Raw genomic sequence first — 13,665 nt, 5'->3', positions numbered from 1 at the left:
GGGTGCCTAAACTCCGGCCCGTGAAATCCGCGATCGGCGCATATCTGGCAGCCATCGGAGCGGTGGGGCTTGGCTTGGCCGGGCTCTGCTTCCTTTCGCTGTCCAGCATCCACCTGCCTCCGGCCCTGCATGCGGCTGTGGCCGCGGCGCTGCTCGTGATCCTGGCCCTGCTGCTGCTGCGGGTCCGCAAGGCCGCCGCGCGGAGCGGGCACGGGCTGGGGGCGGCGCAGGCCGAGGTCCAGCGCCTGACCGCCCTGCTGTCCGCCGCCCCCGATCCCTGGCTGGCGTGGAGCCCCGGCGGGCTCCAGACCGTGTCGGACGGGGTCTGCGATCTTCTGAACCTGCCCCGTGTCCGCGGGCTGGAGGATGTGGAGACCGCGCTGGCCCCCAGCGACGCCGCGGCACTGCACGGGTCGTTCCGGCACCTTCAGGAGACCGGAAAGCCCTTCCGCATCACGGTCCGCCTGTCCGACGGCTCCCGCACCCTGGCGGCATCGGGCAACCTTGCCGAACTGCCGGAGGGCGACAGGCTGCATGTGCTGTGGCTGCGCGACGAGACCGGCAGCGCCGCCACGCAGTCCCGCCTTGAGGAGGCACGCAGCCAAGCGGAGGAAAGCCGCAAGCGCCTGACCGACGCGATGGAGGTTCTGCCCATCCCGGTCTGGCTGCGCGGGCCGGACCTGTCCATCGTCTGGTGCAACCGGGCCTTCGCCCGCATCCTGGATGCCACGCCGGAGCAGGTCGTGGCCGAGGGGATCGAGCTTCCGACATCCGGCCTGAACGAACCGGCGCGGGAGATCGCCGCCAGGGCCGGCAGGTCCGGCGGACCGGAAAGCGAAGGCCGATACATGGTGGTCGATGGTGACCGCCGTTTGCTGGTCCTGACCGAGCGGCCAATGCCGGGGCAGGATCTGACGCTGGGCTTCGCGCTGGACACCACCTCGGAGCGCACGGTCCGGGACGAGCTTGAACGCCACATCTCCGCCCATGGCGAGGTGCTGGAGCAGTTGGGCTCCGCCATCGCCATCTTCGGCGCCGACACCCGGCTGCGCTTCTTCAATCACGCCTATGCGAGGCTGTGGGACCTGGACGACGCGTGGCTGCGCACCGAGCCCACCTATGACGAGGTGCTGGAAGACCTCCGCGCTCGGCGGAAGCTGACGGAGGAGGTGGACTTCCTGAAGTGGAAGAAACAGCGCCTCGGCCTCTTCACCGCCCTGATCGAGCCGGAGGAAGGGCTGGAACACCTGCCGGACGGCCGCACCCTGCGCTCGCTCATCGTGCCGCATCCGTTCGGCGGGCTGATGTTCGTGCTGGAGGATGTGACCCACACGCTGGCGCTGGAATCCTCCTACAACACCCTGATGGCCGTGCAGCAGGAGACGCTGCACAATCTGGCGGAAGGCATCGCCGTGTTCGGCGGCGATGGACGGCTGAAGCTCTCCAACCCGGCCTTCACCCGGCTGTGGGGCATGCCGGCCTCCGTCCTGTGGGGCGAGCCGCACGTGTCGGAGGTGATCGAACAGGCCCGCGACCTGCTGGAGCGACGGGAACAACCCTGGGAAGAGCTGCGCCAGGACATCGTGAACCGGTTGCTGGACCGCGCGGCACATGCCGGGCAGCTTTTCCTGCGGAACGGCCAGTCTTTGCGCTACACGCAGGTGCCCCTGCCTGACGGGGCGGTGCTGTTCAGCTGCATCGACGTCACCGATACCGTGCGGGTGGAGCAGGCGTTGCGCGCCAGCAATGAGGCGCTGGAGGCGGCCGACCAGCTCAAATCCGAATTCATCGCCAACGTCTCCTACCAGCTCCGCACCCCGCTGAACGCCATCATGGGCTTCGCCGAGATCCTGCATAACCAGTATTTCGGCGAGCTGAACCCCAGGCAGATGGAATATGCCAAGGGCGTGCTGGAGGCGGGGCGGCGGCTGTTGGCGCTGGTCAACGACATACTGGACCTCGCCACCATCGAGGCCGGCTTCATGGTGTTGGAGCTGGAGGAGGTGGATGTGGGCCAGCTTCTCCAGTCGGTGGCGGCACTGACCCGCGATTGGGCCCGCAAGCAGTCGCTGGACCTGCGCGTCAACATCCCCACCGGCATCCGCATGCAGGCGGACGAGAAGCGGCTGAAACAGGCGCTGTTCAACCTGATCAGCAACGCAATCCGCTACACCCCGGCCGGCGGGCGCATCACGCTGGACGGTGCCCTGCGCAACGGCGAGGTGGTGCTGTCCGTGGCCGATACCGGAGTCGGCATTCCCAAGGCCGACCAGAGCCGCGTCTTCAACCGGTTCGAGCGGGGCGGAGACCCCGCCCGCCAGACCGGAGCCGGGCTGGGCCTGTCGCTGGTCAAGAGCTTCATCGAGCTGCACAACGGCCGCGTGGAGATGGAGAGCCGGCCTGACGAGGGCACTGTGGTGCGCTGCCTGCTGCCGCAACGGCAGGAGAGCGGGCGGGCAAGCGAGGCTGCCGCGGGCTGAGCAGTACCGATGCGCCGGGCATGCAGCGGTGCGCCGCATTGCCCGCTCCCGCCGGAATGCCTATTTTCCAAGCCAGTATCGAAAGAAGGACCGGATCGGCGATGGAAGTGCGCGACCAATCGGCCCTGCGCCGGGAACAGGCGGACGGGCAGTCCGGCAGACCGGCCGGGCGGGCGCCCAAGGTGGGGCTGCTGGTGACCTGCTTGGTGGACCTGTTCCGTCCCAGCGTGGGCTTTGCCGCGGTGAAGCTGCTGGAGGATGCCGGCTGCGAGGTGGTGGTGCCGCGCCAGACCTGCTGCGGCCAGCCGGCCTGGAACGCCGGCGACCGCGCCACGACCGAGGCGCTGGCCAAGGCCATGATCGAGGCGTTCGAGGGCTGCGACTATGTGGTCGGTCCCAGCGGGTCCTGCACCGGGATGATGCGGCTGCATTACCAGGAGCTGTTCAAGGACGATGCGGACTGGGCCCTGCGCGCCCATCACCTTTCCCGCCGCACCCATGAGCTGGTCAGTTTCCTGACCGACATCATGGGGGTGGAGAAGGTGGACGCCGCCTATCAGGGCACCGTCACGTACCATGACAGCTGTGCCGGCCTGCGCGAGATGGGCGTCAAGGCCCAGCCGCGCAAGCTTCTGGCCGGGGTGGAGGGGCTGAAGCTGGCCGAACTTCCGGAGGCGGAGGTCTGCTGCGGCTTCGGCGGCACCTTCTGCGTCAAGTACCCCGAGATCAGCACCAAGATGGTCAGCGACAAGGCCGGCAACATCCAGTCCACCGGGGCGGACATGCTGCTGGCGGGCGACATGGGCTGCCTGATGAACATGGCCGGCCGCCTGCAACGGCTTGGCAGCACGGTGAAGGTGCGCCATGTGGCGGAGGTGCTGGCCGGAGACCTGTCCGCACCCCCGATCGGGGAGAGCGAGGAAAAGAAATGAAGTCCACCGCCCACGCCTTCAAGGACAATGCCCACCGGGCCATGCAGGACCCGCAGCTCACGCGGGCGCTGAACAAGTTCAAGACCGGATTCCCGATGAAGCGCGCCCAGGCCGTGGCGGCGCTGCCGGAGTTCGAGGCGCTGCGCGACGTCGGCAAGGCCATCAAGGACCACACGCTGGCCCATCTGGACCTGTATCTGGAGACGTTCGAGCGGAACGTGCGGGCCGCCGGCGGCCATGTGCACTGGGCCCGCACGGCCGAGGAGGCCCGGTCCATCATCCGCGGCATCTGCAAGGCCAAGAACGCCAGGCTCGTCACCAAGGGCAAATCCATGGTGAGCGAGGAGATCGGCCTGAACGCCTCGCTCCAGGAGGACGGGCTGGAGGTGGTGGAGACCGACCTCGGCGAGTATATCCTCCAGATCCGGAACGAGGCGCCGAGCCACATCATCGCCCCCGCCCTGCACCTGTCCAAGGAGCAGGTGGCCGACGATTTCCGCCGCGTCCACACCGACCTGCCCGCCGACCGCCGCCTGTCGGAGCCGAACGACCTGCTGACCGAGGCGCGTGTGCGGCTGCGCAACAAGTTCCTGCAGGCCGATGTCGGCATCACCGGCGCCAACTTCCTGATCGCGGAGACCGGCAGCACCGTCATCGTCACGAACGAGGGCAATGGCGACCTGACCCAGTCCCTGCCCAAGACCCACATCGTGCTGACCAGCATCGAGAAGGTTGTCCCCACGCTGGAGGATGCCAGCACCCTGCTGCGCCTGCTGGCCCGGTCGGCCACGGGGCAGGAATTCACCAGCTACACCACCTTCTCCACGGGTCCGAAGCGCGCCGACGATATCGACGGGCCGGAGAATTACCATGTGGTGCTGCTGGACAATGGCCGCAGCGCCCTGCTGGGCACGGAGATGCAGGAGGTGCTGCGCTGCATCCGCTGCGGCGCCTGCATGAACCACTGTCCGGTCTATCATGCGGTCGGCGGGCACGCCTATGGCTGGGTCTATCCCGGTCCCATCGGCAGTGTGATTGATCCCGCCATCCTGGGCGTGAAGGAGGCCGGACACCTGCCCAACGCCAGCACCTTCTGCGGCCGGTGCGAGAGCGTCTGCCCGGTGCGCATCCCCTTGCCCAAGCTGATGCGCCACTGGCGGGAGAAGGAGTTCGAGGCGAATCTCCAGCCCAAGGCCATGCGCTACGGCATCGGCGTCTGGGGCTGGTTCGCCAAGCGGCCGGCGCTCTATGCCGCGGCGGCGAATATCGGGCTACGCGCCATGGCGGCGGTGGGCAAGCGCCGGGGCCGCTTCAAGGCCCTGCCGCTGGCCGGCGGCTGGACCGATACCCGCGACTTCCCGGCCCCCAGGGGCCCACCTTCCAGGAACAGTACCGGAGCCGCCGCAATGGCTGAGCAGTCGAACGCGGCCCGCGACGGCGTGCTGGGGGCAATCCGCAAGGCGGCATCGCACCTGAGGGATGAGGCGGCGGCGCGCGCGGCGGTGGAGCAGCGTCTGTCCGCCCATGCGCGCAACCTGCTGCCGGCCCGCGGCCAGATTCCGCATGCCGAACGGGTGGAGCTGTTCATCCGCATGGCCCAGGCGGTGGCGGCCAGCGTGGAGCGGGTGCCGGAGCGAAGCCGCATCCCGCAGATCGTGGCGGACTACCTGTCCGTCCACAATCTGCCGGCCCGGCTGCGCGCCGCCCCGGACCCTGAGCTTCAGTCGCTGGACTGGAGCGGCCTTCCCACGTTGGAAGTGGCGTTCGGCCGGGGCGAGCCGGAGGATCAGGCCACCATCACCCTGGCCATCGCGGGTATCGCGGAGACAGGAACCCTGTTCGGCGCAAGCGGCAACGATGCCGGCCCGACCCTGTCCTTCCTTCCCGGCACCCATATCGTCGTGCTGCCCGTGGACCGGGTGGTCGGCAGCTATGAGGAGGCATGGGACCTGCTGCGCCAGCGGCAGGCGGCCAAGGGGCTTGGCATGCCGCGGGCAGTGAACTTCATCACCGGCCCGTCGCGCACGGCCGATATCGAGCAGACGTCCCTGGTCCATGTGCATGGGCCGGGGCGGTTGCACATCCTGCTGGTCGATTCGGCTGCCGACGCGCCGCCCCAGGGGTCATGACCGGACGCCGCCGCACGCCGACGGACGCCGAGCTGCAGCTCTGGCGCACGATCGTTGCGGATGCCCAGCCGGTGAAGCGGCGGCGCAAGTCGGAGGTGAAGACCGTTCCCGTGGTGGAAGCTGCGCCGCCTCCGGCACAGCCGCCCGCCGCGGCACCTCCGCCCCCCCAACCGAAGCCCAAGCGTCGCCCCCTGGCCGCCCTCCCCCCGACCCGGCGGAGGCGATGCCGGTGCGCACCCAGGCGGCGGTAAAGGTGGACAGGGCGCCTTCCCTGCTGGGAGCCAAGACAGGGCTGGACAAGCGCACGGACCAGAAGGTACGGCGCGGTCGCATGCCCATCGACGGACGCATCGACCTGCACGGCATGACCCAGGACCGGGCGCACGATGCCCTGCTGGCTTTTGTGCGCGGCGGCTACGGTTCCGGCCGTCGGCTGCTGCTGGTCATCACCGGCAAGGGCGCACCGGCGGAGGACCGGTCCTATGACGGGCGCGGCGTGCTGCGCAGCGCCGTGCCCCGTTGGCTGAACGAACCTGTCTTCCGTCCCATGGTGCTGGCCGTCCACCAGGCCCAGCCCCAGCATGGCGGAACCGGGGCGCTGTACGTATTCCTGAAGCGGGTGCGGTAGAGGCAGGCACCTCAGGACCGGGCCGCCCCGGTCCACACGGCCGCACCGGTGGAGGTCGTGCCCGCCCTCCGCGCGGCTGCCCACCTTTCGATCCAGCCGTTCAGCACCTTCATCACCGGCTTTTCGAAATAGATGTGGATCAGGTGTCCCAGCACGCCGCTCGCGACGATGATCAGCGGGACGAAAATCCATGGGTTCAGAAGGCCGATCTTCATCAGCACCCGGCCGGCAACCATGATCACGAAGGAATGGAAGATATAAACGGCGTAGGAGGCATCCCCCAGCCGGCCCAGCGCCGCGCCGAAGCGCCCACAGGCAGAATCCCGGTCCAGCGTGGCGAACAGCACGCAGAGCGTGGCCAGGGCGAAGATGATCAGGGTCCAGGAAAGGCTGACCGGATAGGCCTGGATCGCACTGACGAACAGCAGCACGGCCGCTGCCATCGTCACGGCGGCCAGCGACAGGGCCGCCCCGCTTCCCAGCGGCGGCAGACGCCGGGACAGCGCATGGACCCCGATCCCCACCGCGAACAGGATCAGAATCGGATCGGTGTAGAAGGCGGCCCAGTCCGTCGCCCCCGACGTGTCGGACAATGGCTTGTGCAGCGTGCCGAGCCCGATGACGGCAATGAGGCCGCCGACGATCAGCGGCAATCCCAGACGGCGGCGGAAGACGAGTCCTACGGAGAAGACGACGTAGAACATCGCCTCGTAGGTCAGGGTCCAGCCCTGGCCCAGGAGTGGCCGCATCGACTTGCCCTGCTCGTTCGGCGCGGTGATGAAGGCGACGGATGTCGTGACTTCATGGAGGCTGGGAGCATTCCCCTCCAGGATGCGAAGCATGATGATGAGGGTGGTGCCGGCCCAGTACAGCGGCACGATCCTGACGGCCCGCCTCAGCAGGAACCGGCCCGTCGCACCGGTGCCGAACATGTCGCCGCTGGCGTGCATCATGATGAAGCCGCTGATGACGAAGAAGACATAGACGCCCAGGCCGCCCAGGAACCAGGCCAGGTGCTCGTACGGGGCTCTGGGCAGCGCGCCGTTCCAGACGAGGAACAGGATGGCATGATCGATCACGACCAGCATGGCCGCCGCCGCACGCAGTGCCTGAAGCGAATGGAGTTTCATGACCGCTGCCGCCCCCTGTTGGCCGGCCTTGGGCAAAGGCCGACACTGCCCGACCGGGTGCGCTTCGGGGCGGCTTCCGATCCGGGAGGCAGGCGGATGGCTGTACACCCAGCACCGCCCGCACCGCCCCCTAACGCAGCCGCCTTCTGATTGCGCTGTTTCCGACACCACTCTGCTCATGGGTGCGGAGGTTCAGCCACAAATCAGAAGAATTAGGGCCGCATTTGATGAATTCAGCCGGGCGGGGTGAGGCAGCCCGCACGCAGTGGGCACTGCTTCATGGACGTCACTTTATGGACAGGACGAAGGGCCGATCCCGCCCGGAGTGGCTCCTCACCCCGGCGCGTGCGCGTCCAGCCGGGCGGGGGTCAGCTCCATCGTGTAGGGGCCGTCGGTCCAGAGCAGCAGGCAGCGGATCGGCTTGTCCGCATAGATGCGCTGCACCGCGGCGCGATAGGCGGCCATCTGCTCCAGATAGATCTCCGGCACATCCTCCTCCCGCACCGGCGGGGGGCGGTTGGTCTTGTAGTCCACGATCAGCACGGCGGCATCCGTGACCACCAGCCGGTCGATCTGGCCGGACAGCACGCGGCCGCCCACCATGCCGACGATGGGCACCTCCGCCCGGCTGCCGGGGGCGAACAGATCGGCGAAGCGCGGATCGGTGAGCACCGCCAGCGTTTCCGATGCGATCTCCGCCTGCTGCTCCGGCGTCAGCCCGTGGGCCGGGCGGGCCAGCCAGCCCTCGGCGGCCTCCCGCCAGCGCGCCGCCGGCATGTCGGGCAGGATCTGCAACAGCTTGTGGATCAGGTTGCCGCGCTTGAAGCCCAGCCCGTCATCCGGCCCTAGAGGCGAGCGCACCGACGGTTCCGCCTTGTCGGGGCGCGAGGGGGTGAGCGGACGGGTGGGCGTCGGCTCGCTGGGGGCGCCGGCCCGCGCCCAGTCCGGCACCGGCTCCGCTTCCTTCTCCTCATCCAAATCCAGATGGTCCGGCTTGGGTGGAACCACCTGGGGCTCGGACAGGACCAGCCCCGGCCCGTCCCAGCCGGCGGGGGAGACCAGCGTGAACTGGTAGTCGCGGCTGTCCGCGATCTCCTGCAAGGCGGTTTCCGCCAGCCGGTACCAGCAGCCCGGTCCGCCGGATTTCCGCTGCCCGTCCCAGCCGCAGAGGATCAGCCGGTCCTCCGCCCGGGTCAGGGCGACATAGAGCAGGCGGCGGTATTCCTGGTCCCGGCGGGCGTCGGCCGCGGCGCGGGCGGCCTGGCAGGCCCCGTCCTCCATGGTCCGGCGCGGGGCGTAGAGCGGCACGTTCCGGCCTCCGATCCCGTCGGGCCAGAGGATGCGCGGGCTCTGGTCCGGCTCCCCCATCGTGTCCGGCAGGATCACCAGCGGGGCCTGGAGGCCCTTGGAGCCGTGGACGGTCATGATGCGCACCCGCCCGCTGCCATGGCCGCCGCCGGTGTCCAGCTCACGCTTCACCTCGGCTTCCGAGGCCGCCATCCAGTTCAGGAAGATCTGGAGGGAGGGCACATGCTCCCGCTCGAACAGCAGGGCCGCCGCCAGGAATTCGTCCAGCGGGTCCACGGCCTCCGCCCCCAACCTTGCCAGGATGGCGCGCCGGCCCGACCCGCCGCCCTGCTCCGTCTCCGGATCGGCGGGGCAAGGCCGGGACAGCACGCCCGCGAACAGCTCGAACGGGGCGCGGTAGTCGGTCTCGCTCATCAGTCCGGCCAGATAGCGCTGCGCCTCGGCGAAGCGGCTGTCCGGCCCCTCCGCCCGTGCCTTGTGGATCAGCGCCGGCCAGAGATGGCCCTTGCGGTTCCAGGCCACCTGGAACAGCTCCTCCTCCGTCAGCCCGATCAGCGGCGATTTCAGCACAGTGGCCAGGGTGAGGTCGTCTTCCGGCAGCAGCAGGAACTGGCCCAGCGCCATCAAATCCTGGACGGCCAGTTGCTGGGTCAGCACCATGCGGTCCACGCCGGCCACCGGAACGTCCCGGTCCTTCAGCGCGCGCACCAGATGCTGGACGAAGGCGTTGCGCCGACGCACCAGCACCATGATGTCGCCGGGGCGCAGCGCCCGGCCGCGGGCCGGCAGCTTCTCCCCGTCGCGCAGCCACTGGGCGATCTGGTCGGCGATCACGGTGGCCAGCCGGGCCATGGGCTGGTCCTGCTGCTCCCGCGACAAGGGCGGGGCCCAGTTCTCCGGCTCCGGCTTGTCCTGGGGCTGAACCACCGGCCACAGCTCCACCTGCCCCGCCATCTGCCGGCGGAAGGGGATGTGGCGCACCTCCTTGCCGGGCTCGATGACGCCATCGCGGGCGGCGTCCAGCCGGAACACCTCGTCCACCGCCTTCAGCACGGCCCCGACGGAGCGGAAGCTGATCTGGAGGTCGATGCCCTGCCAGTCCTTCTCCGCCGCCTGCACCCGCCCTTCGAAATGGCCGCGCATGCGCAGGAACTCGGCCGGGTCGGCGCGCTGGAAGCTGAAAATGGACTGCTTGTCGTCGCCCACCACGAACAGGGTGCGCATCCGCTCCGCCGCGGCGCCCTGGCCGGAGAAGAACTCCTCCGCGATGGCCTTCACCACGTCCCACTGTTCGGGATTGGTGTCCTGCGCCTCATCCACCAGGATGTGGTCCAGGCCGCCATCCAGCTTGAACAGCACCCAGGCGCAGGCCCCGCTCCGCGCATCCTCCGTCAGCAGGCGGGCGGCGCGCAGGATCAAATCGTCGAAATCGAGCTGGGCCCGCGAGCGCTTGGCGGCCTCGTAACCGGTCAGCAGCGCTTCGGCCAGGGTCAGCAGCGCGCCGGTGCTCCGGGCCACGGTGACGCAACGCACCCGCTCCAGCACCTTCTGAAGCCGCACCGCCTCCGCCGCCAGACAGTCCAGCAGATGGGGGTTGGCATCCGCGATCTTCTTGCCCATCAGGGCCTTGCGCGGCTCCCCCTCCTTGGTCAGGAAGGCGCCTGCATAGTCGCGGAAGGTGGCGGTGCGGTTTTCCGCCCGGTCCAGCCAGGCCTGGATGGCGATGCCCCGCTCCCCGTCCGTCTTTCCGCTGGTGGACAGGACGCGGCAGGCGTCGCGCAGCAGCCGGTCGTCGAAGGCCCCCTCGCGGCAGGCCTCCTTGACGACCGTCTCCTCGGTCTCATCCCGGCCCACCTTCAGGAAGCGGAAAACCGCCTCCACTGTGGCGTCCAGCCCGCCATGGGCGTCCAGGATGCGGCGGACGCGCCCGCGCTCGGTGGTGATGTCCTGCAGCAGCTTGCCGAACTCATCCTCCGACAGAGCCGCCGCCAGCCGGGCCACGGCTTGGCCCAGATCGCAGTCCGGCTCGAACCGGGCCTTGGCCAGCATGTCGGCGCGGACCTCGTCCAGCAGCTCCGCCGCCGTGCGGTCGTCCATCACCTCGAAGTTGGGGGTGAGCCCGGCTTCCAGCGGGAATCGGCGCAACAGCGACTGGCAGAAGCTGTGGATGGTCTGGATCTTCATGCCGCCGGGGGCGTCCAGCACCCGGGCGAACAGGCGGCGGGCGGCGGTGACCTGCTCCGTCGTCGCCACCACGCCGGTCAGGGCGTGCAGATTGTCCCGCAGTTCCGCATCGGGCTGCACCGCCCATTTCGCCAGCCGGTCGGCGATGCGGTTCGACATCTCCGCCGCTGCCGCCTTGGTGAAGGTCAGGCAGAGGATGCGGCCCGGATCGGTGCCGGCCAGCATCAGCCGCAATACCCGGTCGGTCAGCACCTTGGTCTTGCCGGTCCCCGCCGACGCCCCCACCCAGACGGAGCTGTCCGGCCCCGAGGCGCGGCGTTGCAGCACATTGGGATCGGTCGGCACCGGAGCCGGCAGCTCCGGGCTGATGTCAATGAGCGTCATGAGGTTCCCTTTTTATGGCCGCCAGGGTAGCGGGTGGCAGGGACCGGGGTCCAGAGACAAGCAGGCGCAGGCCGGACCGGGCTGGGAGGACGCACCCCACGACTGCCGATGTCCCGGCTATTAGATAGCATTCTATGCAAATGCTCCGCACCGGAGACATTTCGCACTGCAATAACACTTTCTATTTTGCCATACGGTCTTGTGTGAGATGGTCGACTTGACCTCCTACTGGCCGGGGTCCGATCCCGGCATGACCTCCCAACGCATGGTTTACGGCTGATGACCACCACCCTCCGCACCGCTCTTCTGGCTGCCGCCCTGTTCATCGCTCCGGCCACCGCCATGGCCGAATGCACCCTGAGCTCCGCCCCGCAGATCCCGGATGGCGCCAGCGCCACCGATGCCGAGATGGTCGCCGCCCAGCAGGCGGTGAAGAGTTATCTGACCGAGACCCAGGAGTTCCTGGGCTGCCTGGAGGCCGAGTCCCGCGGCCGCACGACCAGCGACTTCACGAAGCGCTACAACGAGGCGAGCGAGCGGATGGAGAAGTTGGCTGCCGACTTCAACAAGCAGCTTCGCGCCTTCAAGTCCCGCGGCTGACCGGTTTCCGCCCGACTCGCGGCAAGGCCCGGCGGAGGCAGCTCCGCCGGGCCTTTTGCATTGCGGCAGCCCGTCCTGCTCAGCCGCGCTCGAAACCGTAATCGCGCTCCACCAGGGCGATGCGGGTCTTGTAAGCGCTGTACCAGTCGCGCCGGCCGTGCCCCTGGGCCACGGCATGCTCCATCACCTGTTTCCAGGTCCGGATCGAGTCGAGATCGCGCCAGTAGGACACGGTGATGCCCGGCCGCCCCTGCGCCGCCCCGTCGCGCACGGATTCGTGCCCCAGATATCCGGGCTGCCGCTCCGCCATCCGCACCATCAACTCCGCCGTCTCGGCATAGCCATCGTCGATGTCGGTACGGGTACTGGTGAAGATCACCGCGTAGTAGGGCGGGACGGGCGTGCTGGCGATCATGTCACTTGGCCCGGAGTCCCTCACCCCTCCAGCATGCGGCGGAGCAGTTCGACATCCTCGGCGAAGGCGGGGTCGGAGGCGCAGAGTTCCTCCACCTTCTTCACGGCATGCATCACGGTGGTGTGGTCGCGGTCGCCGAACTTGCGGCCGATCTCCGGCAGGGAGCGCTGGGTGAGCTGCTTGGCCAGATACATGGCCACCTGACGCGGGCGGGCCACGGCGCGGGCGCGGCGGGCACTGCTCATGTCGGAGAGGCGGATGTTGAAATGCTCCGCCACCTTCTTCTGGATTTCCTCGATCGTCACCCGGCGGTTGGAGGCGCGCAGCAGATCGTGCAGCACCTCCTGCGTGGATTCCAGGGTGATGGCGCGACCTACCAGCTCGGCATGGGCGACGATGCGGTTCAGCGCGCCTTCCAGCTCACGCACATTGCTGGAAATCTTGTGGGCCAGGAATTCCAGCACCTTCTGCGGGATGCGGGAGCCCATCTGGTCGGCCTTGGACTGGAGGATGCCCAGCCGCAGCTCGTAGGTGGTGGGGTGAATGTCGGCGACGAGGCCCCAGCCGAGGCGGGAGCGCAGCCGCTCCTCCATCCCTTCCAGGTCGGACGGGCTCTTGTCCGCGCTGATGATGACCTGACGGTTCTGGTCCACCAGGGCATTGAAGGTGTGGAAGAACTCCTCCTGCGTGGAGTCCTTGCCGCTGATGAACTGGACGTCGTCGATCATCAGCACGTCCACGGAGCGGAACTGCTCCTTGAACGCCATCGTGTCCTTGTACCGGAGTGCGCGGATGAACTGGTACATGAACTTTTCGGCCGAGAGGTAGATCACCCGGCGCGACGGGTCCTTGCGGCGGATATGCCAGGCGATGGCATGCATCAGGTGGGTCTTGCCGAGCCCGACGCCGCCATAGAGGAACAGCGGGTTGAAGGTCACCGCACTGGCGTCGGCCACCCGGCGGGCGGCGGCGAAGGCCAGCTCGTTCGGCTTGCCGACGACGAAATTCTCGAAGGTGAAGCGCGGGTCCAGCGGGGCCGACAGATCGTCCGTCCGCTCCTCCGTCACCGCCGCGGCGGCGGCTTCGGTCACGGTATCCGGACGGGGCAGGTCGGAACGGGTGAACTCGGCGCGGGGAACTTCGGCATCCAGGCGGGCGGGCGCGGGGCGGGCCGAGTCGTCATTGGCGATGGCGGCCGGGGCCGGCTCCACCTTCTGGCTGGCGGCGACAACGATCTCGACGGACTGGACGCCCGGATTCTCACCGGACCAGAGGGCGCGGATACGGTCGGCGTAGTGGGTGCGAATCCAGTCCCGCATAAAGCGGGTCGGGACCACGATCCGAATCTGTCCCTGCTGCAGGTCGGCGACCGTGAGCGGCTTCAGCCAGCTCCGGTAGGCGGTCTCGCCCACCTCTTCCTTCAGGCGCCCGCGGATTCGCGCCCATTGTTGGTCCAACGTGCCCTGTACCGACAT

General features: G+C 68.6%; 9 protein-coding genes. 5 read left to right on the top strand and 4 right to left on the bottom strand.

The window, feature by feature from the left end; translation table 11 throughout:
* Window positions 1-20 precede the first annotated feature (20 nt).
* The 4 genes from DOL89_RS00050 (at window position 21) to DOL89_RS25420 (ending at window position 6,169) form a co-directional block, all read left to right on the top strand.
* Window positions 21-2,480: a PAS domain-containing sensor histidine kinase gene (locus DOL89_RS00050; protein WP_119677309.1), complete on the top strand. Its 2,460-nt coding sequence runs from the start codon at window positions 21-23 to the stop codon at window positions 2,478-2,480.
* A 101-nt stretch (window positions 2,481-2,581) separates the two neighbouring features.
* Window positions 2,582-3,412 (top strand): (Fe-S)-binding protein, encoded by an 831-nt coding sequence (locus DOL89_RS00045; protein ID WP_119677308.1) that lies wholly within the window; start codon window positions 2,582-2,584, stop codon window positions 3,410-3,412.
* Window positions 3,409-5,541: a LutB/LldF family L-lactate oxidation iron-sulfur protein gene (locus DOL89_RS25430; protein ID WP_205574605.1), complete on the top strand. Its 2,133-nt coding sequence runs from the start codon at window positions 3,409-3,411 to the stop codon at window positions 5,539-5,541. The genes DOL89_RS00045 and DOL89_RS25430 overlap by 4 nt, the downstream gene beginning before the upstream one ends.
* 223 nt (window positions 5,542-5,764) lie before the next feature.
* Window positions 5,765-6,169: a Smr/MutS family protein gene (locus DOL89_RS25420; RefSeq protein ID WP_119677306.1), complete on the top strand. Its 405-nt coding sequence runs from the start codon at window positions 5,765-5,767 to the stop codon at window positions 6,167-6,169.
* 11 nt (window positions 6,170-6,180) lie between these two features.
* Here DOL89_RS25420 and DOL89_RS00025 read toward each other — a convergent pair whose 3' ends face one another.
* Both DOL89_RS00025 and addA read right to left on the bottom strand, forming a co-directional pair.
* Window positions 6,181-7,299, bottom strand: a complete 1,119-nt coding sequence (locus DOL89_RS00025) for an acyltransferase family protein (RefSeq protein WP_162937240.1) — start codon at window positions 7,297-7,299, stop codon at window positions 6,181-6,183.
* A 333-nt stretch (window positions 7,300-7,632) separates the two neighbouring features.
* The gene (gene addA, locus DOL89_RS00020; RefSeq protein ID WP_119677304.1) at window positions 7,633-11,175 is read right to left on the bottom strand and encodes a double-strand break repair helicase AddA; all 3,543 of its coding nucleotides are present in this window, start codon (window positions 11,173-11,175) and stop codon (window positions 7,633-7,635) included.
* Between the two features lie 279 nt (window positions 11,176-11,454).
* Here addA and DOL89_RS00015 point away from each other — a divergent pair, with 279 nt between their 5' ends.
* Window positions 11,455-11,775: a hypothetical protein gene (locus DOL89_RS00015; protein ID WP_119677303.1), complete on the top strand. Its 321-nt coding sequence runs from the start codon at window positions 11,455-11,457 to the stop codon at window positions 11,773-11,775.
* Window positions 11,776-11,854: 79 nt separating this feature from the next.
* On the opposite strand, the gene DOL89_RS00010 is transcribed toward DOL89_RS00015, so the two are convergent.
* Together DOL89_RS00010 and dnaA are read right to left on the bottom strand one after the other, a co-directional pair.
* Window positions 11,855-12,190 (bottom strand): antibiotic biosynthesis monooxygenase family protein, encoded by a 336-nt coding sequence (locus DOL89_RS00010; RefSeq protein WP_119677302.1) that lies wholly within the window; start codon window positions 12,188-12,190, stop codon window positions 11,855-11,857.
* 20 nt (window positions 12,191-12,210) lie between these two features.
* The gene (gene dnaA / locus DOL89_RS00005) at window positions 12,211-13,665 is read right to left on the bottom strand and encodes a chromosomal replication initiator protein DnaA (RefSeq protein ID WP_119677301.1); all 1,455 of its coding nucleotides are present in this window, start codon (window positions 13,663-13,665) and stop codon (window positions 12,211-12,213) included.

The sequence above is a fragment of the Indioceanicola profundi genome, from assembly GCF_003568845.1.
GTDB lineage: Bacteria > Pseudomonadota > Alphaproteobacteria > Azospirillales > Azospirillaceae > Indioceanicola > Indioceanicola profundi.
The sequence above is the reverse complement of the archived record's forward strand: the minus strand, read 5'-3'. Positions and strand labels throughout refer to the sequence as shown.

Bases quoted from the DNA above. Each gene is read 5' to 3' on its own strand.
- DOL89_RS00045 (WP_119677308.1), top strand. From the start codon at position 2,582: ATGGAAGTGCGCGACCAATCGGCCCTGCGCCGGGAACAGGCGGACGGG.
- DOL89_RS25430 (WP_205574605.1), top strand. From the start codon at position 3,409: ATGAAGTCCACCGCCCACGCCTTCAAGGACAATGCCCACCGGGCCATG.
- DOL89_RS25420 (WP_119677306.1), top strand. From the start codon at position 5,765: ATGCCGGTGCGCACCCAGGCGGCGGTAAAGGTGGACAGGGCGCCTTCC.
- DOL89_RS00025 (WP_162937240.1), bottom strand. From the start codon at position 7,299: ATGAAACTCCATTCGCTTCAGGCACTGCGTGCGGCGGCGGCCATGCTG.
- addA (WP_119677304.1), bottom strand. From the start codon at position 11,175: ATGACGCTCATTGACATCAGCCCGGAGCTGCCGGCTCCGGTGCCGACC.
- DOL89_RS00015 (WP_119677303.1), top strand. From the start codon at position 11,455: ATGACCACCACCCTCCGCACCGCTCTTCTGGCTGCCGCCCTGTTCATC.
- DOL89_RS00010 (WP_119677302.1), bottom strand. From the start codon at position 12,190: ATGATCGCCAGCACGCCCGTCCCGCCCTACTACGCGGTGATCTTCACC.
- dnaA (WP_119677301.1), bottom strand. From the start codon at position 13,665: ATGTCGGTACAGGGCACGTTGGACCAACAATGGGCGCGAATCCGCGGG.